The organism is Kribbella antibiotica, from assembly GCF_004349055.1.
Classification (GTDB): domain Bacteria; phylum Actinomycetota; class Actinomycetes; order Propionibacteriales; family Kribbellaceae; genus Kribbella; species Kribbella antibiotica.
Genome location: NZ_SMKX01000043.1, coordinates 1 through 25,956, shown reverse-complemented (window position 1 = coordinate 25,956; position 25,956 = coordinate 1). Strand labels below are relative to the sequence as shown.

The 25,956-nt window shown below is 65.5% G+C and carries 19 protein-coding genes; 7 read left to right on the top strand and 12 right to left on the bottom strand.

Going from position 1 to position 25,956, the window contains the following annotated elements; all coding sequences use genetic code 11:
• The first annotated feature begins 10 nt into the window (after nucleotides 1-10).
• Genes E1263_RS17140 through E1263_RS17120 form a run of 5 tightly spaced genes read left to right on the top strand, consistent with a single transcriptional unit; the run spans nucleotide 11 to nucleotide 5,457 of the window.
• Nucleotides 11-1,339: an ABC transporter substrate-binding protein gene (locus E1263_RS17140; RefSeq protein WP_132168475.1), complete on the top strand. Its 1,329-nt coding sequence runs from the start codon at nucleotides 11-13 to the stop codon at nucleotides 1,337-1,339.
• Nucleotides 1,339-2,286 (top strand): carbohydrate ABC transporter permease, encoded by a 948-nt coding sequence (locus E1263_RS17135; RefSeq protein WP_132168473.1) that lies wholly within the window; start codon nucleotides 1,339-1,341, stop codon nucleotides 2,284-2,286. The genes E1263_RS17140 and E1263_RS17135 overlap by 1 nt, the downstream gene beginning before the upstream one ends.
• Nucleotides 2,287-2,297: 11 nt before the next feature.
• Nucleotides 2,298-3,200 carry a carbohydrate ABC transporter permease gene (locus tag E1263_RS17130; protein WP_132168471.1) on the top strand — a complete coding sequence of 301 codons (903 nt, stop codon included), beginning with the start codon at nucleotides 2,298-2,300 and terminating at the stop codon, nucleotides 3,198-3,200.
• Entirely contained in the window at nucleotides 3,197-4,453 is a 1,257-nt protein-coding gene (locus tag E1263_RS17125) for a 6-phospho-beta-glucosidase (protein ID WP_132168469.1), read from the top strand. The genes E1263_RS17130 and E1263_RS17125 overlap by 4 nt, the downstream gene beginning before the upstream one ends.
• Nucleotides 4,450-5,457 carry an N-acetylglucosamine kinase gene (locus tag E1263_RS17120; protein ID WP_132168467.1) on the top strand — a complete coding sequence of 336 codons (1,008 nt, stop codon included), beginning with the start codon at nucleotides 4,450-4,452 and terminating at the stop codon, nucleotides 5,455-5,457. The genes E1263_RS17125 and E1263_RS17120 overlap by 4 nt, the downstream gene beginning before the upstream one ends.
• A gap of 51 nt (nucleotides 5,458-5,508) precedes the next feature.
• Here E1263_RS17120 and E1263_RS17115 read toward each other — a convergent pair whose 3' ends face one another.
• From E1263_RS17115 to E1263_RS17085, 7 genes are all read right to left on the bottom strand, one after another.
• A complete protein-coding gene (locus E1263_RS17115; protein ID WP_132168465.1) occupies nucleotides 5,509-6,360 on the bottom strand; it encodes a hypothetical protein in 852 nt (283 codons plus the stop codon).
• A gap of 32 nt (nucleotides 6,361-6,392) precedes the next feature.
• A complete protein-coding gene (locus tag E1263_RS17110; protein WP_132168463.1) occupies nucleotides 6,393-7,217 on the bottom strand; it encodes a hypothetical protein in 825 nt (274 codons plus the stop codon).
• A 38-nt stretch (nucleotides 7,218-7,255) separates the two neighbouring features.
• Entirely contained in the window at nucleotides 7,256-8,101 is an 846-nt protein-coding gene (locus tag E1263_RS17105; RefSeq protein WP_132168461.1) for a hypothetical protein, read from the bottom strand.
• A 31-nt stretch (nucleotides 8,102-8,132) separates the two neighbouring features.
• A complete protein-coding gene (locus E1263_RS17100; RefSeq protein WP_132168459.1) occupies nucleotides 8,133-8,996 on the bottom strand; it encodes a hypothetical protein in 864 nt (287 codons plus the stop codon).
• A 20-nt stretch (nucleotides 8,997-9,016) separates the two neighbouring features.
• The gene (locus E1263_RS17095; protein ID WP_165956641.1) at nucleotides 9,017-15,175 is read right to left on the bottom strand and encodes an RHS repeat domain-containing protein; all 6,159 of its coding nucleotides are present in this window, start codon (nucleotides 15,173-15,175) and stop codon (nucleotides 9,017-9,019) included.
• A 1-nt stretch (nucleotide 15,176) separates the two neighbouring features.
• Complete coding sequence (locus tag E1263_RS17090) at nucleotides 15,177-18,623, bottom strand: LamG-like jellyroll fold domain-containing protein (RefSeq protein ID WP_165956640.1); 3,447 nt, start codon at nucleotides 18,621-18,623, stop codon at nucleotides 15,177-15,179.
• Nucleotides 18,624-18,800: 177 nt separating this feature from the next.
• Nucleotides 18,801-19,646, bottom strand: a complete 846-nt coding sequence (locus tag E1263_RS17085; RefSeq protein ID WP_132168453.1) for a hypothetical protein — start codon at nucleotides 19,644-19,646, stop codon at nucleotides 18,801-18,803.
• A 111-nt stretch (nucleotides 19,647-19,757) separates the two neighbouring features.
• Between E1263_RS17085 and E1263_RS17080 the strand changes: the two genes are divergently transcribed.
• The gene (locus E1263_RS17080) at nucleotides 19,758-20,285 is read left to right on the top strand and encodes a hypothetical protein (RefSeq protein ID WP_132168451.1); all 528 of its coding nucleotides are present in this window, start codon (nucleotides 19,758-19,760) and stop codon (nucleotides 20,283-20,285) included.
• 54 nt (nucleotides 20,286-20,339) lie between these two features.
• Here the strand turns inward: E1263_RS17080 and E1263_RS17075 are convergent, their stop codons facing one another.
• Nucleotides 20,340-21,140: a mechanosensitive ion channel family protein gene (locus E1263_RS17075; RefSeq protein WP_132168449.1), complete on the bottom strand. Its 801-nt coding sequence runs from the start codon at nucleotides 21,138-21,140 to the stop codon at nucleotides 20,340-20,342.
• Between the two features lie 182 nt (nucleotides 21,141-21,322).
• Between E1263_RS17075 and E1263_RS17070 the strand changes: the two genes are divergently transcribed.
• A complete protein-coding gene (locus E1263_RS17070; RefSeq protein WP_132168447.1) occupies nucleotides 21,323-21,781 on the top strand; it encodes a GNAT family N-acetyltransferase in 459 nt (152 codons plus the stop codon).
• Here E1263_RS17070 and E1263_RS17065 read toward each other — a convergent pair.
• The 4 genes from E1263_RS17065 to E1263_RS17050 form a co-directional block, all read right to left on the bottom strand.
• Nucleotides 21,774-22,616 (bottom strand): neutral zinc metallopeptidase, encoded by an 843-nt coding sequence (locus tag E1263_RS17065; protein ID WP_132168445.1) that lies wholly within the window; start codon nucleotides 22,614-22,616, stop codon nucleotides 21,774-21,776. The two genes, E1263_RS17070 and E1263_RS17065, sit on opposite strands and share 8 nt — an antisense overlap.
• Nucleotides 22,616-23,485, bottom strand: coding sequence for a neutral zinc metallopeptidase (locus E1263_RS17060; RefSeq protein WP_132168443.1), 870 nt, complete (start codon nucleotides 23,483-23,485; stop codon nucleotides 22,616-22,618). Before E1263_RS17060 ends, E1263_RS17065 begins: the two co-directional genes overlap by 1 nt.
• Nucleotides 23,485-24,768: a neutral zinc metallopeptidase gene (locus tag E1263_RS17055; RefSeq protein ID WP_132168441.1), complete on the bottom strand. Its 1,284-nt coding sequence runs from the start codon at nucleotides 24,766-24,768 to the stop codon at nucleotides 23,485-23,487. Before E1263_RS17055 ends, E1263_RS17060 begins: the two co-directional genes overlap by 1 nt.
• 29 nt (nucleotides 24,769-24,797) lie before the next feature.
• On the bottom strand, nucleotides 24,798-25,956 hold a 1,159-nt coding region (locus E1263_RS17050), incomplete at its 5' end, for a neutral zinc metallopeptidase (protein WP_238161295.1).

The following is a 25,956-nucleotide window of genomic DNA, read 5'->3' as shown; positions in this document are numbered from 1 at the left end:
AGTCAAACGGATGCAACGCCTGTCTCGTGCCCTCATCGGCACCGCTGCGGTGGCCCTGCTCGCCACTGCCTGTACCGGTACGTCGGAAGCCCCGAAGGCCAACGACGATGCCACCAAGGACGTGACCATCACGTTCTGGCACGGCTGGAGCGCCCCCAGCGAAGCGGCCGCGATCGCGGCCAACATCAAGGCGTTCGAGACGAAGCATCCCAACATCAAGGTCAAGGTCGTCGGCAACATCAACGACGACAAGATCAAGCAGGCCCTGCGCGCCGGCGGCCCGAACTCGCCGGACGTGGTCTCCTCGTTCACCACCGACAACGTCGGTACGTTCTGCTCGTCCAAAGTCTTCTCCGACCTCAAGCCGTTCCTGGAGAAGTCCGCGATCGACCTGGACAAGACCTTCCCGAAGGCGCTCCAGGACTACACGCAGTACCAGGGCACGCGCTGCACGCTGCCGCTGCTGAACGACGCGTACGGCCTGTACTACAACAAGGACGCCTTCAAGGCCGCCGGGATCACCGAGCCGCCGAAGACGCTCTCGGAGTTCGACGCGATCGCGAAGAAGCTGACCAAGCCCAAGGGCGACGGCTACAGCCAGCTCGGCTTCATGCCGAACTTCCACGGCTACGAGTCGACCTCGGGTCACTTCGCTGCCCAGTGGGGCGCGACGTACTTCACCCCCGAGGGCAAGTCGAACCTCGCCGCCGACCCGGGCTTCGCCAAGATGTTCACCTGGCAGTCCAACCTGGTCAAGGAGCTCGGCGGCTTCGCCAAGCTGGAGAAGTACCGCGCCACCTTCGGTGACGAGTGGGGTGCCAAGAACCCGTTCCACACCGGCCAGGTCGCGATGTCGATCGACGGTGAGTGGCGGCTCGGGATGGCCAAGGAAGCCGGCGTGAAGTTCGACATCGGCACCGCGCCGTTCCCGGTCCCGGACGACCAGGCCGACACCTACGGCAAGGGCTACCTGTCCGGCACCATCGTCGGGATCGCCAGCACCAGCCAGAAGCAGAACGCCGCGTGGGAGCTGGTCAAGTTCATGACCACCGACACCAAGGCCGTGGTCGACTTCGCGAACGCGATTCACAACGTGCCCTCCACCCTGGAGGCGCTGAAGTCGCCGGACCTGAAGGTCGACGAGGGTTTCAAGACCTTCCTCGACATCGCCCAGCACGCGAAGAGCAACACCACCCCGGCCAGCCCGAACGGTGGCGCCTACCAGCTCACCCTGCAGGGCTTCGGCTACCAGTACGAAGCAGGCAAGGAGCCTGATCTGGCCGCCGGTCTCGCCAAGACCGACGCCCAGATCGACAAGGACCTCGCGCAGGCCAAGTGATGGCGACCGTCTCGCTGGGACTTCGGCAGAAGCGGCGGAAGGAACGCCTGCGCAACCTCGCGTTCCTCTCCCCGTGGCTGATCGGGGTCGGCGTCTTCTTCCTGTACCCGCTCGCTTCGACCGTCTACTTCAGCTTCATGAAGTACGACGGGTTCACCCCACCGGTGTGGACCGGCCTGAAGAACTGGGCCTACGTCTTCAACGACTACCCGATGTTCTGGCCGGCGCTGCGCAACACGCTCTGGCTCGTGATCGTCATGGTCGCCCTGCGGGTGCTGTTCGGACTCGGTATCGGCCTGCTGATCACCAAGGTCAAGACCGGTGCCGGGGTCTTCCGGACGCTGTTCTACCTGCCCTACCTGGCGCCGCCGGTCGCGGCGACGATGGCGTTCGCGTTCCTGCTCAACCCGGGGACCGGGCCGGTGAACAGCATCCTGGGCAAGCTCGGGCTGCCGCAGCCGGGCTGGTTCAACGACCCGGCCTGGTCGAAGCCGGCACTGACCCTGCTCGCGATCTGGGGTATCGGCGACCTGATGGTCATCTTCATGGCCTCGCTGCTCGACGTACCGAAGGAGCTGTACGAGGCCTCGGAGCTGGACGGCGCGGGGGCGTGGAAGCGGTTCGTCCACGTCACGCTGCCGACCATCCAGCCGATCGTGCTGTTCGCCGTCGTCACCGGTGTGATCCAGACGATGCAGTACTACACGCAACCACTGATCGCCGGAAAAGTCGCGAGCGGGGTAATTGGTGGCTCTGGGCAACAATTCGAGCCGGGCTATCCGGACAAGTCCACGCTGACCCTGCCGCAACTGGTCTACAACCTCGGTTTCCAGCGGTTCGACACCGGTGGAGCGAGCGTGGTCGCGCTGGTGCTGTTCGTACTGGCCATGATCTTCACGGCGTTCCTGATGCGCCGCGGCAGTGGCTTCCTGGCCACGGACGACTAGGAGACTGCTGAATGAGCACCCTGACCGAACCTCGGGTGGAGACCCCCGTCTCCCGGCCCGACATCGAAAAGGCCGGCCGCGAGGCACGCCGTACCAAGTTCCTGCACTGGGTCGCCGTGCACTCGCTGGCGATCGCCGCGGCGTTGTTCTTCGTCCTGCCGTTCGTGTTCGTCTTCCTGACCGCTCTGATGAGCGATCAGCAGGCGCTGACCCGCAACCTGTGGCCGGACAGCTGGCACTGGGAGAACCTGCGCACCGTGTGGGAGACCCCGGGCTTCCTGACCTGGTGGAAGAACACCTTGATGTACGCCGTTCTCGGCACCTCGCTGACGCTGGTGTCGAGTCTCCCGGTGGCGTACGCCCTGGCCAGGTTCAAGTTCCGCGGCCGCAACTTCGCGATGATGCTGGTGATCTCCACGATGATGCTGCCGCCACAGGTGGTCATCGTGCCGATGTACCTGTTCTGGGCCAAGGAACTGCACCTGTCCGGAACGCTGTGGCCGCTGATCATCCCGATGGCCTTCACCGACGCGTTCTCGATCTTCCTCCTCCGTCAGTTCCTGCTGACGATTCCCAAGGAGTACGTCGAGGCCGCCAAGATCGACGGCTGCGGTGACTTCAAGACGCTGATCCGGGTCGTTCTGCCGATGGCCAAGCCGGCCATCGCGGCGGTCGCGCTGTTCCAGTTCTTCTACTGCTGGAACGACTACTTCGGCCCGCAGATCTATGCCAGTGAGAACCCGGCCGCCTGGACGCTCAGCTACGGCCTGGAGTCCTTCAAGGGCGCCCACCACACCAACTGGAACCTCACCATGGCCGCCACCGTGCTGGTGATGGCCCCGGTGATCATCTTGTTCTTCTTCGCGCAGAAAGCCTTCATCGAAGGCGTCACACTCACAGGGGTCAAAGGTTGAAACTCACAGTCGTAGGCGGCGGATCCACCTACACGCCCGAACTCGTCGACGGCTTCGCCCGGCTGCGTGACACGCTGCCGGTGACCGAGCTGGTCCTGGTCGACCCGGCCGCGGACCGCCTCGAACTCGTCGGTGGGCTGGCCAAGCGCATCTTCGCCAAACAAGGTCACCCCGGTCTCGTCACCACGACGACCGACATCGACGCGGCGATCGACGGTGCGGACGCCGTACTGCTGCAGCTGCGGGTCGGCGGCCAGGCTGCTCGTCAGGAAGACGAGACCTGGCCGCTGGAGTGCGGTTGCGTCGGTCAGGAGACGACCGGCGCCGGTGGCCTCGCCAAGGCGCTCCGAACGGTGCCGGTGGTTCTCGACATCGCCGAGCGGGTACGGCGTACCAACCCGGACGCGTGGATCATCGACTTCACCAACCCGGTGGGCATCGTGACCCGGGCGCTGCTGTCGCACGGCCACAAGGCAGTCGGGCTGTGCAACGTGGCGATCGGGTTCCAGCGGCGGTTCGCGAAGCTGCTGGGCGTCACCCCGGAGGAGGTACAGCTGGACCACGTCGGGCTGAACCACCTCACCTGGGAGCGGGCAGTCCGCGTCAACGGCGAGGACATGCTGCCGAAGCTGTTCGAGGGCCACATCGGCGAGCTTGCGGCCGATCTGAAGCTCCCGGCGGAGTTGCTGCTGCAGCTGGGTGTCGTACCGTCGTACTACCTGCGCTACTTCTACCAGCACGACGAGGTGGTGCAGGAGCTCCTCACCAAGCCGTCGCGTGCCGCGGAGGTGGCTGCGTTGGAAACCCAGTTGCTGGAGATGTACGCCGACCCGCAGCTCGACGAGAAGCCCTCCCTGCTCGAGCAGCGGGGCGGTGCGTACTACTCCGAGGCCGCTGTGAACCTGGCGTCCTCACTGCTCAACGACACCGGTGACATCCAGGTGGTGAACACGCTGAACGACGGCACGTTCCCCTTCCTGGCTGACGACGCCGTCATCGAGGTGTCGGCCACCGTCGGCGCAGATGGCGCAATGCCGGTCGCCGTAGCCCCGGTCGAGCCCCTGTACGCCGGTCTGATCGCGAACGTGACGGCGTACGAGGATCTGGCGTTGCAGGCTGCCATCAAGGGCGGCCGCGAGCGTGTCTTCGAGGCGCTGCTGGCGCACCCGCTGGTGGGGCAGATCTCGCTGGCGAACCAGCTGACCGACAAGCTGCTGGCTCACAACAAGCAGCATCTGCCGTGGGCCCGATGAGCGCCGCAGTGGTGCCGGGCGGCGTACTGGCCTTCGACGCCGGCAACAGCAAGACCGACGTCGCACTGGTGTCGGCCGACGGCCGCGTGCTCGGGACAGCACGCGGCGGCGGTTTCGAGCCGCACGTCATCGGTGCCGACGCCGCAGTGGCGGGTCTGGAGCCGCTGGTGCGGGCTGCAGCCGCAGCAGCCGGTCTGCCCCTCGGCGACCGGCCCTTGGTCCAGCAGATCTCCGCCTGCCTCGCCAACGCCGACCTCCCGATCGAAGAGGAGCGGCTGAAGGCAGCCTTCGAGAGCTTCGGCTGGGCCGAGTCGGTCTACGTCACCAACGACACCTTCGCGCTACTGCGCTCCGGTGTGGACGAGCCGCGCGGCGTAGCCGTCGTCTGCGGCGCAGGCATCAACTGCGCCGGCCTCATGCCCGACGGCCGCACCGCTCGCTTCCCCGCAGTAGGCCGGATCTCCGGCGACTGGGGAGGCGGCGCACAGCTCGCCGACGAGGCCTTCGCCGCCGCCGCCCGCTCCGACGACGGCCGTGGCCCCTACTCGGCCCTGGAAGCAGCCCTCCCGGCGCACTACGGCGTACAGTCCGTCCCCGCGCTCATCGAGGCCCTCCACCTCGGCGACATCCCCTACAACCGCCGTCTGGAAGCAACTCCCATCCTCTTCGAGGCGGCGGCAGCAGGCGACACCGTCGCCCGCGAGGTAGTCCACCACCAGGCCGAAGAGATCGTCACCATGGCAGCAGTAGCCATGCGCCGCCTAGACATCCTCGACGAGCCCACCGACGTCATCCTCGGCGGCGGAGTCCTAACGGCCGGCCACCCCCTGCTGATGGAGACGGTCATCCGCCTCCTCAACGCAGTGGCGCCCAAGGCAGTAGCCCGAGTCATCGACGTACCACCTGTAGTCGGCGCAGCCCTCCTGGGCCTCGACCACACCAACGCGCCGTCAGACGCACACCTAACCCTCCGATCCGCCTACGCGACATCCCCTGCCGCGTAGCCGACCCCAGGCGGTCAGGCCCGGACACTGTGCCCGGACCTGACCGCCTATTCACTGCAAATTCGCTGCATCCTCGAGGATCACCTCGTCGTCCTCGTGCCCGGGGCGCCGCTCAGGACTTCCAGGATGAAGAACCGGAGCCAGCGCGCTCCAAACTCTCCGCAGTGCGTCGTGGTCGAACTGCTGTGGCGAATCCGTTGCCTGCAGCAACACATCACCACTAGCTTGCGACTGCACCACCGCGAATGCCTTCGAAGCCTCCAACCCCGCCACCCCGCCCAGCCGATCCGCCAGTACAGTCGGACACAGCGTGATCCAGCCATACCCACGCAGGAACTCCGCACTCCGCTCAATCGAGTCAATGAAGTCCCGGTGCAGCGCAGAATCGAGCGACGTCGCATAACCGCGGTTACCGTCGAGCCGCACGTCCCCGTAATCAACCGACTGAGATCCGAAACAGTCCGCCAGAAACGACCTCAACCGCTCTCCGCCATCAGCGCCCATGATCTCCGGCGTACGAATCGCGTGAACGACGAACCGTGTCTGTCCTGGCCTCCCGACGTATCCATCGGTCACGGTGATCTCGGCATCCTGATGCGTGTCAGGCGACGACTCATCAGGCATCGTCATCTCGTCCGGTCCATCGGAGATCGCCAGGGTAAGCCCCTCCGGCCGTCCGTCCAGCGCGGCGAGACGCTTCTGCCAACCGGACTTCGAGAACTTCCGCGCCGCCATTCTCCCGTTCCGCGGCTGATCCACGAACGTGCCGCGAGCATTCCCCGACTGCAGTTCCTCGACCAAACCGGGGAACAGCGCCAGCCCGCGCTCCATCCACCCCCGGGCAACCGCCGCGAACTCCGCATCGTCGCGAATCGCACAGTTCACCTCGACGTGCAGATACAAGACCGATCGGCTCCCACTACCTGCAGTATTTGTCACTCGACCGTCGCAGCATCCTCGAGAATCACCTGGTAGTACTCGCTGCCAAGCACCTTCTCAGGCGTCCCTGGGGGCAACACCGATGCCAGCGCAGCCCACACCCGTCTGAGCGCCGCGTCATCGAATTCCGCAGGCTCTTCGGTGGCCTGCAAAACCATGTCGCCGCTGGAGAGCTCAACAACACGCGCCCAAGCACCCGAGGCCACCAGAGCAACCGCGCCCCCGAGCCGTTCAGCCAGCGCTGCCGGGCACACAGTGATCCAGCTGTACCCGCGCAAGTACTGGCTGCTCTGAAGCATCGACACGATGACGTTTCGGTTCAGAGCAGCATCGAGCGAGGTCTGCAGCCCCACGTTTCCGTCCGTCGCCACCCGCCCGAACGCCACCGGCACCGAATCGAGCGCAGCGACCAGAAACTCCCGCCAACGAGCTCCCGTCCCCGGAACGAACTCACCGACGTCGGCAACTGTCTCGTCAACGGTCAGACTCACCCATCCCGGCGTGGCATTGAACTCGTCATTCATGGACACGCCGAAGCGCCGCCCGGCCCCCTCCACCCCTTGAGGCACCTTGAGACTCAAAGACAACCCCATCGGTCGCTTCTCAAGCCCCCTGATCCGATCCTCCCAGGCGGCCGCCGAGTAAGCCTGCGTCGAGAACCCTCCACCACCAGGTGCCTGATCCACCAACTCCGACTCAACCCCCGGCGCCAGCACGAGATCAGGCGCCATCCCCAGCCCGAGCTCGAACCATCGCTCAACCACGGCAGCAAACTGTCCCTCCCGCAGCAGACAGTCCACCTCGGCGTTCAGGGAGTTCACCCTTTGCACCGGTCTATCACCCGCCTTCGAGGTGTTGTTCACAGGTGGTCATGCCGTTCGACCGTCGCGGCGTCCTCGAGGACCACCTCGTTGCGCTCGTAACCAACCTTCACTTTGGGCTTACCGGGTGGAAGAACTGGAGCCAGCGCGCGCCACACCCGCCGCAGCGCCTCCTGATCGAACTCCTGCGGAGTGGCGGTGGCCAGCAGCAACACATCACCACTGGCCAGCGTCCGAACCGCCACAAACGCTGCCGACGCCTCAAGGCCAGCACCGTCGCCCAACCGCGCCGCGAGGGCGGCTGGACAGAGGGTGATCCAGCCGTAGCCGCGCAGATACTTCGAGCTCTCTTCTATCGAATGGATGAAGATGCGCCGGACTGCCATGTCGAGAGAAGTCGCATGGTTGATGTTGCCGTCAAGGATGACCTGCCCATAGTCGACGGACCGGGAACCGACGGCGTCGGCGAGGAATGACATCCACCGCTCATCCGAGCCCGGGTCCAGTAGCTCCGGCGTCCGTGCATTGACCGTAAGCCGCACCTGCCCTGGGAGGCCGGCATGCTCGTCGATCACGGTGATCTCGACACTTCCGACATGTTCGTCGGACTCGTCGACCATCGACAAGGTCAGCCCCAGCGGCCGAGTTCCAAGCCCTGCCAGACGCTGCTCCCACCCCGACTTCGAGAACTTCCGCTGTGCCATCCGCGCGCCCCGAGGCTGATCCACGAACGCCCCACTGGCCGCACCAGCCTCGAGCCTCGCAAACAGCTCCGGAAAGAAAGCGGCCCCGCCCTCCAGCCAACTTCGCGCGACCTCCGCGAAGTCCGCGTCGGCAGGCAACGAACAGTTCACCTCGACATGCACGAGCGAGATCCGTCGCATCGACATGCCCTCCTGACCGTGCGCTGCTGCACTACTGCAGGCTCGCTGCATCTTCCAGGATCACTTCGTCGTCCTCGTGGCCAGGACGGCGCTGAGGACCTCCCGGATGAAGCACCGGACCCAGCGCGCTCCAGACTCGGCGCAGTGCATCCTGGTCAAACTCTTCTGGCGAGTCCGTTGCCTGCAGCAGGACATCGCCACTGCGTTGCACGCGAATGTCCGCAAACGCCTTCGAGGCCTCGAGGCTCGCAGTTCCCCCGACCCTCTCCACCAACTCGGACGGGCATACCGTGATCCAGCCGTAGCCGCGCAGGAACTCCTTACTTTGCTGGATCGAGGCGATGAAGTCGCGCCTCAGAGCAGAGTCGAGCGATGTCGCATGACCGCGGTTACCGTCGAGCCGCACATCCCCGTAGTCAATCGACACGTCTCCGACACAGTCTTCCAGGAATGACCTCACGCACTCGCCGCCATCCGAGCCCATCAGTTCCGGTGTGCGGATCGCGTGGACAACCAGGCGCACCTGCCCAGGCATTCCGATGTGCCCGTCGATCACGGTGATCTCAGCATCCTGATGCGTGTCAGGCGACGACTCATCAGGCATCGTCGTCTCGTCCGGCCCGTTGGAGATGGCAAGGGTGAGCCCCTCCGGCCGTCCCTTGAGCGCGCCAAGACGCTTCTCCCAACCGGACAGCGAGAATTTCCTGGAGACCATCCTGCCGCCGCGGGGTTGATCGATGAACATCCCGTGTGCTTCCCCGGACTGCAACTCTGCGAACAGACTGGGGAACAACGCCAGTCCGTGCTCCATCCACCGACGAGCCACCTCCGCAAACTTCGCGTCGTCCGGGATCGAGCAATTCACCTCGACCCTCAGATACGAAACCTGACGCACACGACCTCCCAAGATTCCAGTCACCATCCCATTCCCGGCGCAGCACCACCGGTCAATATTCCTCCAAGTATGCCGACCACAAGGAGTCCCGCCACATCGGCCGGCCTCAGTCCCGGCGCCCACAACGAAGGCATCTGTGGCTGCGACTGCGTGACCGTCTGTGGGGCCTGCTGATGCTGCTCCTCCTGCTTCTGTTGCTGCACCTTTACCGCCGGAGGCTCCGGATCCCATTTACGATTGTAGAAGCGGAGTCCTGGCTGATCCGCCTTCGACCAGATTCTGAGTTTGCCGCCCGGCACCGGAACGTTCTCGTCGGTGGGCAGCCCTGGGCCGAAGTCGACCTCCCGGTCGTCGTTGGCTGCTTTGAGCTGGATTCGCAGCTTTTCAACGTACCGTTCGACCTGCTGGCGACCGAATTTCGTGTGTTCGGCGCCGGACGGCTTGATCTCCCAGATATAGACGGTTTCCTTGCCCCAAAAGATGATATCGGCAACACCGTCGCCGCCGGTGCCGTTGCGGTTGGCCCCTTTGATCTTGTTACGGCCACCATTCATTCCGGCAACATCGGCAGTAACGTCGCCCTCGTAGCCGTGCACCCCCGCCCAGACCCGGACAAGCTCGGCGGTCCGTCTGACGGCAACATCGTGATCCGCAGCAATGTATCCACCCTTGCGATTCGGGTTATGGTCCGGCTTGTCCTCCGTTGGGGTAGGGCGTGTGCTGACAGGGGGCTCGCTCGGGCCTGACGGACGTACCGCCTCGTCGTTCTCGATGGGTCGAAGGCCCGTCGGATCGGAGAGGGTGGTGGGGTTGTTGTTGGCGTAGGTGTAGGCGAGGAGTTGTTTGACGTCCTGGGTATCCAGGACTGGGTCGACCGAGATGAAACGGCCCAGCACGGGGTCGTACTCGCGGGCTCCGACAGTGGTCAGGCCGGTGGACTTGTCCTCGGTTTTGCCCAGGAACCCGCGGTTGTCGGGCCAACTCGGGGCGGCAACTCCGCGCGGGGTTCCAAAGGGAGTTGTGTATCGGGTGGTCGCGGCAAGGGTGTCGCTGTCGACGGCCACAGACGCGGTGCCGTGGTAGTCGGTGACCAGCCACGAGACCTTGTTGTTCGCGGTCCGAACCGCGACCTGCCGGTCGCCGAGAGCGTAACGCCGGTTTGCGGTCAGGGCTCGGGTCGTCGTGTCCAGCGTGACTTCCAGGGTTCCGATGTAAAGCGTCGTCTTGCCCGGGTTCTTCCGAAGCAGCAGGTTGCCTTCGGCGTCATACACATAGCCGTTGGTTGCGCTGCCCTCGGTGACCTGTGTGAGCTTGCCGGTCGCGTCCCAATCCAGCGACTGCTGGGCACTGCCGCCCGGTCGCGTCTTCGTGTTACCCGACGCGTCGTACGTGTAGTTCTTGTCAGCCTGGCCAGTCGTCGAGACCTTGCTGACCGTGTGCGGCCGCACTGGGTCGTATGTGTACGTCGACACCGTGTTGCCGGTCGGCCCGTGGTCGGTCTGAGTCTTGCGCAGGCCGTAGCCCGTGTAGGTCCAGGACTGCCAGTACGGCGCTGCTCCGCCGAGCGAGCCCGTATTCGGAGCCGTGGAGCAGTCGCTGCTCGCCGGCGTCCAGGCCTCGGTCAGCCGGCGATGACCGTCGTAGTCGAAGCACTGCGCGTCGGCGCCGATCAGATTCTTGTCCGACAACACGTTGCCCGCATCGTCGTAGGTGTACTCATGACTCGAATAGATCGTCGTGTTGCCCGAGAAGGTCTTCAGCAGTCGCCGCGTGCCGTTCTCGTACCGGTTGGCAATCTGCATATCGTTCCGGGCGCCGAGCTTGTACTGAACCGGATCGCCCAACGGGCTGTACGCGACATCGTTCACGTACTGCGCGCCGCCGGTGCCACCGGTCAACGAGGTCGGCATCCCGAGCTCGTTGTAGCCGAAGTCGACCGTCTCCAGACCGACCGGCCCGGCACCGGGCTGAGTGCTGTAGCTGACCGTCTGCTGGTCCGGCTTGTAGCCGATCGTCGTCTTGTACGTGCCTGCGAGCTCCGGGTCTCCATCCGCAGGGACCACGACATTGAGTGTCGTAGGCTTGTACAGGATGTTCCGCGAGACGATGTTCGTCTTGTAGGCCGGACCCGCTTTGCCCTTGGGGTACGCCGTCGAACCGAAGGCCTGGCCCAGGTTGCCGGGGACGTCGTAGCTGAACTCTGACCGCACCGTGGCATCGCTCTTGGTGCCATCATGGATCGCCACCACCCGGTCCATCGCGTCATAGGTCTTCAGCAAGGTCTGGCCGTTGCCGTTGGTGACCGACGTCGGGTTGTCGACCGAGTCGTACCCGGTGGTGGTCGTTCCCGAATCCGGATCGACGGACTGAACCTTGCGGCCCTGCAAGTCGTAGCCGTAGGTCCAGACCGAGGTGTCGCTGGTCATCTTCGTCGGACGACCGGCCAGATCGAACGTGTAGCGAGTGGTGTCGAAGTCCGAGCTCACGAGGTTGCCGTTGTACTCGCGGCGTTCGACGACTCGGCCACGGATATCGCTGATGTCGGTCGTAGCCGTCCCGCCCGCCGGCGGCAACGTGGTGATGCTGTCCCCGCTGTACTGCTTGCGGGTCGTCCAGCGCGGCCCGTTGCTCACCAGGAAGGTGGAGGTCGTGGGTCGGCCGACGCCGTCGTACGTCGTCACGGTCTCCGAGGGAGCCGTCGTGTCCAGGACGACAGCCAGCGCACCGGAAGCTACGTGATCGGTATCCCAGACGTCGTTGTTCTCGGTGACCACCAGTCCACGCGAGTCGTACTTCTTCTCGGCGATGATCCGGCCGCCGCCGACGGCTGGTGACTGCTGCTGGCGCGGCCGCAGCAGCGCATCGTAGATCGCGTAGGTCGTCACGTAGCCGTCGGCGCCGGTGTTCAGCGTCTCGGTCCGCACCCAGGACGCGGCCGTACTCGACAGGCTGTAGGTGTAGCGCGTCGTCGGCTTCCCGGTCGACTTCGGCTGGCTGGGAAGGTAGACCTCGACCAGTCGTCCGAGTGCGTCGTACAGGTAGTCGGTCACCTTGCTGTTCGGATCCTTGATCTGCGCCGGCAAGGCCCACTCCGGCTGGTAGGCCGTAGTCGTCACGAAACCCTTGCTCGACCCATCGGCCACAGTGACAGCCGGAGTGGTCGCGACCGATCCGGTCTGTGGCCAGGCGAGCTCCGGCGTGTACGTCGTGGTGGTCGTTCGTCCGAGTGCGTCTGCACTGGTCTTGACCCGGCCAAGGTCGTCGTAGGTCTTCGACTGAACCGTCTGATACTGCGCGGCGCCAGTTGCGTCGTACGAGCTCAGCCGCTGCTGAACCGAAACCTCACCCTTGGTCGGTGCGACGCCGAAAGCCTTCTGGTCGTAGAAGGTCCGGTTGTCACTCAGCACCCGGTTCTTCGGCGGGTTCACTGAGGCCGCCTCGCAAGCACCTGTCGAGGACACCACCCGGGACGGATAGTTCAGCAACCAGTCGGTGGTGTTCTTCGCGTACGAGGTGATGGTGCAGGTCTCGTCCCCGGAGGAAGGCGCTCCCGCGTCGTCCACCTGAGTTGGCAGCCCCGTCTGAGTGTCGTAGGTCGTCACCACCTGCTGATCGAGATCAGATCGGCCGGCGTCGCGTGCGATCAAGGTTCGCACCGCCGACGGTTTGACGAAATTGGCCTGCATGTCGGCGCCCTCAGGCAGAGCCCGAGTCGCGGTTTCCCGCACCCAGTGATCGGTGATGGTGCGCGCCACTCGCTCAGCCGTCGTACCGTTGTAGGTGACCTCCTCGCGGGTCTGTCCGGCCAGTGCCTCAAGGTCCGGTCGAGTTCCACCGGCGCTGTCCGAGACCGTCTCGGTCTTTGTTCCGCCCGCAGCCAACTTGTCACCGTGCATCCCACGGAAGTACGTCGTGATGCTCCTGGAGACCGGACCTGGCTGGGTCGGGTCCCCCAATGTCTCCTGGACGCTTTCGTAGCCTCGCCAGTCGGCCCAGGTGCGTTGGCCCTTTGGGATCAGCGGGCTGTCCTGGTAGTGCCAGCCTGCGCCACCGTTGTAGGAGTAGCTGGTGACGACTGTGTCTCCGCCGCCGGTGCCGTCGGTCACCCGCACCTGAGCGACGACGTGCCGGTGGAACCAGTCGTCGCGCTCGGCCTCCATCGGGGGGCTCCACTTGACCGGGTAGCAGCGCATCCCGTTGCGGTCCTTGGTGGCCGGCATCTTGTTGGCCGCGGAGTCGCACTCGGTCGGCGCGAAGTTGACGGTGATCTGGCCGCCGGTCTCGGTGTGGATGGTGCCAACGCGGTGCTTGACCATCGCGGCGATTCCGTCGTTCGAGGAGTCCACCCGGTTCGGCAGCACTGTCGGATCGAAGGTGACGGTCGACGTGAACTCCGGTGCTCCGGTCCGGGTCACCAGTCCGGTGTGGCTGATGCCACCCAGCCACATCGACTTGTCCGCCGGGTCGCCGTTCGGCGAGGGGAAGCTCAGGTTCGTCCGCCAGCGATCGACCTGTTGATACGCCGACCCCTTCCAGACCTGAGTGGTGACTTCATAGAGACGCTTCCGGCTGAAGAACGTCGGCGCGGTCTTACTGCATGTCGCACCGGATGCACAGATCTGGTCGAACGGGACGTCCGGCCAGTTGCCCTTGGTGGTGCTGGTGAGCGACGAGCAGTTCGCGAGGCACCGCTCTGCGGGAGTGAAGACCACCTGCATCGGCGCGGTGGCGCTCATCGCGGTGGACCGCTGTCCGTAGTCGATGCGCTCGAGGTAGCCGCCGCGGTCGTAGACCTTACTGGCAGCGGTTGCACCGTTCTGCGCGTAGTAGTTCGTCTCCTTCTGGTACCACATCGACATCGCGTTGCCGTGCAGGTCGACGACGTAGTCGAGATTCCACCGCCAGGCCTGCTGGCAGAACGACGAGGCGAACGGCTTGTTGTAGCACGCGCCTCCGGAGTCGTCGCCGGAGACGGGAACTGTCCAGACCGAGTTGGTGACCTTCGTCGTGATCCCAGGAATCGACTGCTGCCCGAAGTACTGCGTGCCGTCGGGAGTGGTGAGCTTCCACGATTCGTTGTTGTTGTCGCCGTTGGCCGGGCCGGTGGTGACCTTCTCGACCTTCGAACCGTCGTCGTTCTTCAGGTGCCAGCTACCACCGGAGCCGACCAGTTCGTTGGCCTGGCCGTTCAGCACCAGCGTCGCGTTGTCGAACTTCCAGCACAGATCGAACTTGTCAGCGTGCCCAGCCTCGCTGCAGCTCACATATTTGCGTTCGACGTACGATGACGAGAGCTCCCAGCCCTCGCCGACCCAGGACGGCTGGTTGTTGGAGCCTGCCGTCCGGCCGTCGACCGCCTGCGACGAGTAGTTAAGGGCGAGCTGAGGCGCCGGAGCGCCCGCCAGCGGCGGAACTCGCAGCGGGTAACTCCAGCTGAAGTTGCCGCTGGACCCGCCGGCTGCCCAGGTCGCCGAGGGCGACAGGCTGGTTGCCTTGTAGTCGCCGGTGACCGCGGCATCGGCAGCCGTGACCGCGAAGGCTCGTTGGGTTCCGTCCACCGGTACGTCGGCGGAGATCGACTTCGTCTCGGCGTCGTTGACCGAGGCAACATCGGTGGGCTGCAGACAGCCGACCTTGGCAGGGGTCGTCAACGCACAAGCCGGCAGTTCGCGCAGCACCAGGCGCGACGCCCAGTCGCCGCCGAAGGCGTTGGCGAAGTCGGCGTAGCTGACGCTCAACCGCACCTTCGACGCCGCCCCGCCCGGCGCAGTGAGTCCAAGCAGTACGCCGGAGACATCCGCCGCCTCGGTAGCTCGACGGTCCAGCACTTTGACCCGCACAGAAACGGATGCCGCCTTCGCTGTGCGTGAACCCGCCGGCAGGGACACCGCAATCGGTTCGGCAGCCGTCGCCCGAGCGGCAGCACCCGGCACCCGAGTGCTGTCCGTTGCCGTCGGCCACTTCACGGGCCGGGACAGCTGCGCTGCCGTCGAGGCCAGCGCCTTCTTCAGGTACGCCGACTCCGGCACGCGTGCCGGTGTGAATGTCGAGGTCTTCGACGACTCGTACTTCGGCAGCGGAGGCATACCCTTCGCCTGAGCGGTGGCCAGCTGCCCGGCCGGAACCAGACCGGCCAGCATGGCGGTCGTCAGAACAAGTGCGACACCGATCTTCTTCATGTCAGCCCTCCGCGCCACAGTCGCCGACCTCAGGGAACTCTTCACAAGCACGCTCATCGGTCAGCACGCCGGCGTACATCCGCAGCTCGTCGATCCTGCCGCCGAACTGGTCGCCGCTCCGTCCCGCCGCCAGTTGCGTGGCGCCGGTCCGCAGCGCCGAGTGGAAGTCAGCAGCTCCATCGGCAGCGCGGTACCGGTCGACCGACAACGCGATCCTGCCCAGCGCAGCGTCTTCGCCGTCGGGCTTGGCAGCTGCGTCGTACGTCGCAATCAGTAGGTGCCAGTCGTCGCGCGGGGAGTCAAGGTCGGACTCGGAACTGACCGTCTGTTCCTTCTTGGTCGGATCAGCCGGATCGGGTGCACTCAGACCGCGGGCGAAGACCCATCGTCCGGTCACGCTGCTGGTCGGCTCGAACTCGAGCCTCCAGGTGTCCCGGTCACCGCTCGCGGGGCCTTGCCGAACTATCACCGACCGCCTCGTCGGATCCGCCAGCTTGACCCACACCGCCACGGTGAAGCTTCCATCCGCGTCCACCATCGGTCTGGCCAGGTTCAGCTGTTCGCCCGGATTCGCGCCGAGCTCCAGCACCCGTCCGCGTTCGTCGTCGTCGACGAAGGCCGCGGCCGGGTCGGCGACGCCACGGATCTCGAGATTGGCCGTGTAGGCAAGCTCGCCGGTTCGCCATACCTGATCGGCGGAGTTGTATGCGCTGTTGAGCGGGAAGTGTCCGACCAGTCCGGATACCTGCGCACCGAGCGGATCGGCAGGGTCGGTGAAGTTCGCCACCTTCTCGACGTCGACCGGCCGCAACGCCCGCTGCCAGAGCTGGACCTGGTCAATCGTTCCGAAGAAGGGCGCTACCAGTGCGTCGTTGTAGCGGCCGATGCCGATGGCGAATGCCTTGGTCGCCTTCCATGCAACCGGCGTGAAAGCGACATTGCCGGCGTTCTGCAGCTTGCCGTTGACGTAGAGCTGAAGCTTCTTCCCATTGGCGTCGTACACGCCGGTGAGATGGGTCCAAGCTCCCCACAGCGCGACATCGTCGGAGGTGGCCTTCACAATGGCCGGGTTCACAGCATCGGTGACCATGCGCTGGAAGATCCACTTGTTGCCGGCGTAGTACAGCTCGAACGCACTTCCATGCTCGCCCATCGCTGCCGCGACCACCCCTTGGGTCGTGGTGTTCCGGACCCGAGCCCAGGCGGAGATCGTGAAGCTCTTGGACGTGTCCACGATCGTCTCGGCGTGACTGGCATATCCGTTCACGCCATCGGTCTGTAACGAGGCCCCGGACCGACCGACATCATCGAAGGTCGCGCCACCATGCAAGCCCAACGTGTGCGGTACCGCCGGGGCGACAGCGGAGTCCGCGACCGTCACACCGGTCCCTTCGTTGAAGGACCAGGAGCCGATCGGGCCTGACTGGGCCTTGATATTCACGGTGAGCTCGGTCTTTCCGCTCAGGTGTCCGGCCGCGTCCTGACTCTGCACTGTGATGGTGTTCCATCCCTCTTCCGGCGGCACCAATGCCTTGGTCGAGGTGAGACCTGCCGATTCGCCGGGCAGTCGGGCATTCTGGAAGTGATAGACGTGCTTGACGACGTCCGCGGCGTTTCCCTTGAAGGTGAAACTCACGGACCCGCCGTACGGCGTGACATCGGGGCAGGTCGCCTCGGTGCCGCAGTCCTTCAACTCGGTGGTCCCGTACTTTGCAGTCACTGTCGGCGCCGGTGGAACGGTCGAGTCGGTCCGGAAGTAACACCACCCGCTCCAGGGCGACGAGAGCGAGCCTCCTGTGTACGGGTACACCGTCTTGGCACGCATATGAAACGTCGTCTGGTCGGCCAGTGAGTTGGCAACAGTGTTGGTCATCAACGTGTTCGGGACGTCCTGACCGCTGCTTCGATTCACCACCAGGGTGCCGGCACTGTTGTAGACCTCCCAGGTCGCATAGACCCGCGCACTGGTCTCAGTCGCAGCCACTCGAACCCGCGCCTGGAACTTCGGTGTCAGGTCACCGATATAGGCCACAGCGGTCGAGGGCTTGCAGCCGACCGCCGGGTCAGCCACACCGACCATGTCCGGCGCCAGCGGCGGCGAGATGTAGCTGACGTCCAGTTGGCCAAAGGTCGGCTCGAACTGCTTCCACGCGATCTCGTCCGTCTCGTCGGTCGCGCGAAGCCGGAAGGTCGCGGTTCGCCCACCGCCTGCCAGGGTTGTCGTCAGCGAAGACGTCACGCTGAATTCCTCTGCGGCATTCGGGCAGGACTGCGTGTAGCCGTGGGCAAAGCTCTTCGTCGCGACGTCGGCCACCGCAGCCGGTTGCTTGTTCCACGTGGTCGATGCACTGATCGGACCGGTGCGCGTCACGGTGACCGACCGCTTCGAGCAGCTGGCCGAATGCACCTCGTACACGCGGAAGTCCGCCCCTAGGATCTTCTTGCCCAGGAAAGGCGAAACATCGAACTGCCACCAGGATCGGACGATCTTGTGCTGCTCGAAGCCCTCGTAGCCAACGCCCAGATCGTGGGAAGTCTTGAAGAAGGACGTGGTTGGGTACAGCTGCCAAGCCGCTGCCCAGGCATTGCGGGTCTGGCGCTTGAAAACCGGATCGAGCACGACTGGGAAAACCGTCTGGGCCGAGTCGAGCATTGCGGCGTCCGGGACGAAGGTGAGCTCGTCGCCAGTACCGTGGAAGTCCATCTCGGCCACATGGGCGCCCCCGACCGGGCCACCTTCCACAGCGGACGCAGACGATCGTGCTGACTTGCCAGCCGGCCCTCCCGCCGAATCCCACATCAGCGCCTCGCCAACAACCACGGCCAGCCGCCCGGTGCTGTCGACGTACTCTGCGCGCCCTTCGGCGTCCTTTCGGACCTCCAACCCGTCCTTGGTAATCGGGAAACGGACCGTGTCCAGAGCTGCGTTCTGAGCGGCCGCCCGGTTTTTCACGACGACGTTGTAGGTGAACGCCTCCTTGGTCGCTTCGACGACCAGATCGACGCCCGGCAGAACCTCGCCGTACGTCGCTGTGCTGCCGGCCAGAACGGGCTTGGGAAGCGACCACGGCGAACTCATGGCGAGCGCATCCTCGTCGATCCCCAGCCGGGCAAGGGCTCCAGGACCGCCTCCGGACAAGGTGAGGTCCGCCGCGGCCTTCGGGCGCACAGAGCCGTCAGGTGTGAACTCGAGAGTCGTATCGATCGAGACCCATTTGCCGCCTTGCCGCGACCGCACCGGAGCAGCGTTGAGCTCGGCAGTCAGAGACCCGTTGGGTTCGGCGAGCACTCGGGAGGTCTCGGTAGTCTTCCCCGGAATCTCGACCCGCTCGCCGGTTGCCGCAGCTTGCTGAATGGCTTGCGCCTCGGTCTGTGGTGCAGCAGACCGGATCACCGGTGGCGCCGCGTCGGCCGGCTGGGCAACCAGCAGCCCGGCCAAGAGACTCACTACTACAGCTGTACGCACACCAAAAGCAGACATACCCCACCCCAGGACGGATCGCACGAACCCCCAACGCCGCGCCACTGATCCGTGACGCGACGTCAGCGTGAGCCCGGAGATCCTGCCCGGTCAAGCAAAAAGGCCCTCGATTGCATCAAGTTGCAATCGGTTCAGCCGTGCTGCTCAGGGTGTGGCGCAGACTGCGTAGGCGGTGATGGACCAGTTGTTGGGGGTGCCGTCTTGGTCTTCGAAGGCTTCGGCTCGGACTGAGGTGAGGTCGGCGCTGGGGACTACGTCGTCCAGGAGGACTTGGCCTTTGCCATTGATGATTTCGTGGCCGGTGCCGACTACCTTCTTGTCTGCGGGGCAGGTGGCGGTGACTGACTTGTTGGTGGCGGAGTCGGTGGGTGAGGTGGCTGCTACGCGCTGGAGGCCGGGGAGCGGGGTTCCGCAGCGGGCGGAGGCACTAGCAGGCCAACTGTCGGTGCGACCGGCTTGGGCCTCGAAGACGTCGACGGTGACGGTGGTGAGGTCAGCGCTTGGGATGGCGTCGTCCAGGACGAGGCTGCCGCCGTCTGAGGCCGCTGCGCCGGCACTGGTGGTGACGGTGCCGGCTGGGCAGGCCACAGTGAGGAGCTTCTCGGAACTGGAGTTGTACGGCGAGAACTGGCTGAGCGACTCGCGGTGCGGGCCGGACGTGCAGATGGCGTACGACGTGAGGCCCCAGTCGGCCGTCGTACCGTCGGCGTCCTCGTCGGCCTGGGTGGATCCCCACTCACGCTCGATCTGGGTGTAGGTGGACAGGCTGGTCTGGCCGCGGCCACCAGTCACCTCTCCGCCGGCTCCGAGGATGTTGCTGGTCATCGGACACTGGGCGGTGCCGTGCTGGGTCGCGGTGGAGGCCGGACCGGTCGTCTGAGTGACCAACTGCAGGTCCGGTACGGCGGCCTGGGCCGGGAGCGTGGCGGCGAGGGCCGTGGTGAGCAGGGCGGCGGCTGAGACGGCAGCCAGCGTTCTGGGCAGAGTCATGCGGTCCAGCGTCGGTGAGTGATCGTGCGCGCACTACCTATTGCAGGCTGCTCGAAATCGGGCTGCGGTTCTGCTTGAAGTGCGTTTGGGTAAGTATGTAATCATGATTACATGAGTACAGAGACTGAGACCGAGAAGGTCCGCGGCTGGTTGACCGGCCGCCTGCCCGCCGACTGGTTCGACGGCGAGCCGGAGCTGACCATCGACCGGGACGAGATCCTGATCGTGGGCCGACTGAAGGCTCCTGAGCAGGGCGACGACGTGAGCGCCGCCGAACGATCCGCCGCCGAAGGGGGCCGGATCAAGCAGTACCGCGAGGACACCCGCGAGCGCCGGATCGAAATCGCGCGCGAGCTCGAGCACGCGACTCGCCGCAAGGTCGCCTGGGGTGTCGACTGCGGTGAGACCCGCAAGGTCTTCACCTCGCTGTCCGCGCCGGTGATGACGCGGCTGCGGCAGCCCGAGCGTCAGGTCCTCGACACGCTGGTCGATGCCGGGGTAGCCCGCTCGCGCAGCGACGCGCTTGGTTGGTGCGTGAAGCTCGTGTCGCAGCACGCTGACACGTGGCTCGCTGACCTGCGCGAAGCCCTCACCAAGGTCGAGGACGTCCGCAGTTCCGGACCCGACAAGACCGAATAGTCATAGCAACGGGCGGCAACCCCGATATGGGATTGCCGCCCGCTATGAAGAGCTCTACTGCCAGTTGCCGTTCTGCGGCGCACCGTTGGAGTAACCACCGTTGTGCGGCGCTCCGTGCGCCGCCGGGTACTGCGGGTCGGCCGGCGGCTGGTACTGCGGTGCCGTGCCCAGGCCGTCGTTCTGCTGGGCTTCCGGCTTCTGGATGTTGTCGCGCGAGAACAGGTTGGTCAGCGCACGGGCAGCCATCTCGCGGCCACCGAGACCGAAAGCCAGGCCGAGTGCGAGCGCCGCTCCGGCGAGCACGATCAGGAGCGTGTTACCGGTCAGCTGAACCGCGATCCCCAACTGCGTGAGCGCAGCAAAGGCGGCGTACACGAGGATCGCGTACTTACCGACCTTGGCCAGGGTTTCGTTGCCGGTGGCACCACGGATGATCGCGGCCAGGAAGTTCGCGAACAGCGCCGCCAGGCAGATGATCACGATCGCCGCGAAGATCCGCGGGATGTAGCCGAGCATCGTGCTCATGAAGTTCGAGATCTCCGGGACACCGAGCGCGGAGGCGAACATCGTGAAGCTGATCAGGAACACGAACCAGAACACGACCTGTCCCAGTACCGCCGAAGCAGTCAGCCCCGTGCCGGACCGCTGCAGCACACCGGAGACACCGGCCCGCTCCATCCATTGGTCGAACCCGACCTTGCCGAGTAGTTTCCCGACCAGCTTGCCGAGAACTTTGGCCACGAAATACCCGATGACCAGGATGACCAGGCCGCCGAGCAGGTTCGGAATGAACCCCAGCAGCTTGCTGAACGCGTCCTCGAACGGCCCAGTGAAGTCGATTGCCAACGAACTCATCGGATTTCCTCCCGATAGGCCCGCACCCGCCATCGCGCGCAACACTGCACACACGACCCCGGCTACGGGCGGATGCAGTGGTGTCTAGTATTACCCGTTCCCTTCGTTGCTCAGAGCAAACGGTTGTCACATCCCTGTAATCATTGGGTTGCAACTAAAGGTCCTTGCCTAAACTGAGCGCCATGACCGCCGATCTGACCATCCGTCGCGCGACCGCCGCCGACGTCCCCGCCATCGTCGCCATGCTCGCCGACGACCCCCTGGGCGCGATCCGCGAGTCGCCGGCCGACCTGACGCCGTACCAGCAGGCTTTCGCCGCCATCGATGCCGACCCCAACCAACTCCTGGTGGTTGCCGATCGCAACGATGAGACCATCGGCACGCTCCAGCTCACCTTGGTCCCCAGCATGTCCCGCCGCGGCGCCCTCCGCGCCATCATCGAAGCAGTCCGCGTCGCGAAGCCGGCCCGCGGCGAAGGACTCGGTACGACGCTCATCCGCTGGGCGATCGACGAGGCGCGCAACCGAGGCGCCGTGCTGGTCCAGCTCACGTCCGACAAGACCCGCACCGACGCCCACCGCTTCTACGTCAACCTGGGCTTCGAGCAATCCCACGAGGGCTTCAAACTCAACCTCAGCTGATCTGCTTCGGTGAAGCGGCCCAGGTGTTGCAGGCGTTGGCGCTCTTGCCGAGCCAGCCCTTGGCGAGCCAGCTGTTCTGCTGACCGTCGTTCTTCTTGTCCTTGGCGAATCCGAAGGTGCCGTAGTAGATGATGAATCCCTTGTCCAGGGCAAGGGACTTCTGGTTGGCGCCGTAGAAGGCGGCGGCGAAGCAGCGTGCCTGGATCTGGTAGCGCTTGCTCTCCAAGAGCTTTGCGGCCGCCGATGTCGCCGTTGCGTAGCGCTTGGCGTACGGCTCCTCCACCCCGGCCGCAGACTGCACGTGATAGCCGTACAGACCGGCAATGACGAACTGCAGCTCCTCGCGCGCGTCTTCCTGTGCGCTCGCCTGGTTCTCGACAGACGACGACCACTTGAGGTAGATGCTCGAGTCCGACGAGCAGTAGTGGGCCGCGGACGTCGCCCGGATCTCGTCGCAGGGCGACTTCGTGCCGACAACCGCCGGCACGACCTTGGCCGGCACAAAAACCTTGTCGGCCTTCTCGAGAACCGGCTCCCACGCCTTGTTCAAACACCCCACGAACGCGGCGGCATAGCCAATCACCGCCTGCTGGTTCGCGAGCTTCGTCGTCGGGAGCGCACATTTGACCTCCGCGACCTCACCGGCGGCGTAGATCGAGTTCCGCACCAGCCCGTCCTCCGGCGGCCCGGTCGGCGTCGGGCTCGGAGTGGGCGTCGGCGTGGGGGTGGCGGAGGGGGTCGGCTGCTCGGCGACCGGGCTGTCCTTGGGGCCACAGCCGGCAAGCAGACCAACAGCCAGTACGCCGATCGCCAAGCGGGTAAGGGAACTGCGCATCAGCTGACTCTTTTCGAGGTGGCGGTGAAGGTGTTGCAGGATGCGGGGTTTCGGGAGGCGAAGGCTCGCGCGGTCCAGTAGGCGAAGTTCACGCGCGCACCGTGGTCACGCACCTTGCGCGGGTTGTATTCATCACCCTGGTGCCTGGTCCGGTAGACCCATAAGTCACGCCGTACGCCGGTCAGTCCGAAGCCTGCGCGGTTGGCGCCGAGGAAGGCGGCGCCCAAGCAACTGGCCTGCAGCTCCATCCGGCGATTACTTTCGAGCTGCTCGGCCTGCGTCTGCTTCCAGGCCTGGTTGTCGTACAGGTCAAGGATGTTGGTCGCCTGCTGCACGTGATGGCCGTATTCGTGCGCGAGCATGTCCTGGAAGTCGACCAGCGCCTGTTGCGGATAGTCCGGGTCGATGTACTCGCGCCACTCGAAGCAGATCCGCCCGCTCGTGTAGTACGCGTCGGTGTCCGCACGCGCCGCAGCGCACTCCAGCGGCAGCTGGACCACGTCGTACGGGTAGATCTCCAGCGACCAGTAACTGCCGCCGGCACGCTTGATGACCGGCGCCCACGCGCGATCCATACATGCCAGCGCGACCCGCGCGTAGCCCATCAGCTCCGCCTTGGCGGACGGCCGCTTCCGCGGCAGCACACACGGAACCGCCGCCACCTGGCCCGCGCCGTACAGCTTGCTCGTCGCCGCCGTCGGCACAACTGGCCGCGCGGTCGAGGTCGGTTTCACCGTGGGCTTGACCGGCAGCGGAGTAGGCGTCGTACGGGCGGGTTGCGCCGCCATCGACCGCTCTTCCTGTGTCGCGACTCCAGCTACCGCGGCGACCGCGACTGCCAGTACGGCGAGCCCGGCCGCCTTGAGCATTAGCTGACTCGCTTGGCCGAGGCCGTGTAGGTGTTGCAGGACGCGGGGTTGCCCGAGTCGAAGGCGGGGCCACCCCAGAACCACTGGTTCGCACGGGAGCCGTGGTCGCGGACCTTCTTCGGGTTGTACTCGTCACCGCTGTGCTTGGTGTCGAACTCCCAGGCCTGGAGCTTGGCGCCGGTCAGGCCGAGGCCGGCCTTGTTCGCGCCCAGGAACGCGGCGCCGAAGCAGGTCGCCTGCAGCTCCAGGCGGCGGTTCAGTTCGAGCTCCGCCGCCTCCGTCTTCGCCCAGCCCTGCAAGGATCCGACCGCGGTCAGCATCTCGGTCATGTCCTGGACGTGGTGGCCGTACTCGTGCGCCATCACGTCCATCATCCAGACCCGGGCGTCGATCGGATCGCGCTTGTACATGGCGACGTAGTCCTGCCAGTCGATGGCGATCGTCTCGTCGGTCCCGCAGTAGTACGAGCTGTCACTCTCACCCGTGCAGGCGGTGGGAACCTTCGCGCTCACCAGCGTGAGCTTCGGGGCCCGGAAGGTGTAACCGGCCTTCTCGATCAGCGGCTTCCAGGCCTCGTTGAGGCAGGGCAGCAACCCCTGGAAGTACCGCAGGGTGGTGACCTGTGAGGTCGGCCGGACCGACGGCTCCTTGCAGCCGACGGCCGCGAGTTTGCCCGCCTTGTAGATCTCGTTCTTCTGCACGCGGTCGATGTCCTTCACGCCCGGCACGGTCTTGGTGACCGTCGGGTCGGGAAGGGTGGGGATCGGAGCCGTCGGGCGGTGGACCGAGGGACGGGACAGCGGGTTGTCGACGGAGCTGTCGTAGCTGCTGATCGCCTTGAAGCAGGCGACGCCGACGGACGCAGTAACGACCAGGACGAGCGCGGACAGCCCGGCGACGACCACGTTGGAGTACTTCCGCGGCGGCGGAGGTGGCGGTCCCACCTGGTTGTACTGCGCTCCGGCGCGGGAGTAAGGCCGGTTCCACCCGACGCGACGAGCACCACCCGTACGGCGGGTGCCGGTCAACGGCGTTGTCGGCGCACCGGGGAGCGGCGCGACCGGAGGACCGCTGTAGACCGAGACGGCCTCGGGGTCGACAGGGAGCGGGCGCGCCTTGCGGCGCAGCGCCGACTCGCCCGGGCCGGACAGGGCACGAGCCTTACCGAGCGCGATCGGCTGCGACCGGTGAGCGGTGGGGAGCGGCGCACTTTCGCCTTCGGTCAGGAAGTGACCAGCCGCAGGCTGCGCAGTGGCACCACCGTCGGGCTTCTCGTCAGGCATCGCTCGTCCCCATCGTTCGTGTCACAAACTCAACCGACCTTGGCGGCAGGCGCTCCAAAAGTGTTGCAGGTCCCCGGATCGAGATTCTTCCAGCCCTGCCCCATCCAGAGCGCATTGCTCTTCACCGAGCCGTGGTCGCGCACCTTCTCCTTGGTGTTCTCGTCGCCGGTGTTGTTCATCAGGGAGATCCACCGCCGCTGCAACTCACCCTGCAGCGGGAAGCTCGCCTTGACGGCGCTCATGAAGGCGGCAGCGAAACAGCCCGCCTGCAAAGCCTGCCGCCGGTCCTGTTCCAGCTCGCCGGCCTTGTTCTTGGCCTGGTCGTGCAGGTTGATCGACGACTCCAGGATCCCGGTCAGGCTCTGTACGTGAATGCCGTACACAAAGGCGATCGAGTTGGCCATCCGCACCCGGGAGCCTGCCTTGTCGTTCGCGTAGTCCGTCTCGACCAAATCCTCGTACGGCATCGTCACACTGCCGCCCTGCTCATCGGCGCAGTACGACGCGACCTTCTTCTGGAACCCGCACGCCGTCTCGACACCCTCGTCGAAGACGATCAGCCGCGGCGAGTTGAACTCGAACCCGGCTTTGGTCACGACCGGCTTCCACGCACTGTCGAGGCACTTGATCATCGCCTCGTAGTACGAGAACACGTTCTCCTTGGAGGTCGGCCGGTACGCCGGCTCCTTGCAGCTGAACGCAGCCAGCTTCCCAGCCGCATAAATCGGGTTCTTCCCCAGCACATCGGCATCCGGCGTCGGCTTCCGCGACGGCTTGGGCGAATCGCTCCCCCGCACCGACGGCGTGGTCAGCGGATTCGCGAGCAGGCTGTCACTCTTCGTGAGCAGCATCGCACCGCCGTACACAATCCCACCCACCACCAGCAGCAGCACCGCAGCCACAACCCCGGCCACCAGCGCCTTCGACCGCTTCTTGTTCGGATCGAACGGAATCGGGTCCGGGTGATAAACAGCCCGGTACGCCGCCGCAGCGTCCTGCCCCGGGGTGGTCCCCAACCGCGACCCCGCCAGCCCGGGCCCATCCAGCCGCGATCCGCTCAACTGCGGCGCAGCCTCTTCATCAATCACGCGCCGCAACCGCGGCGTAGGCGCTGCGAGTGGCGCAGCACCCCGCTCAGCAGGCTTGTCCGCCGCGGGCCCACCAGCACCCGCCCCGCCCGGCAAAAAG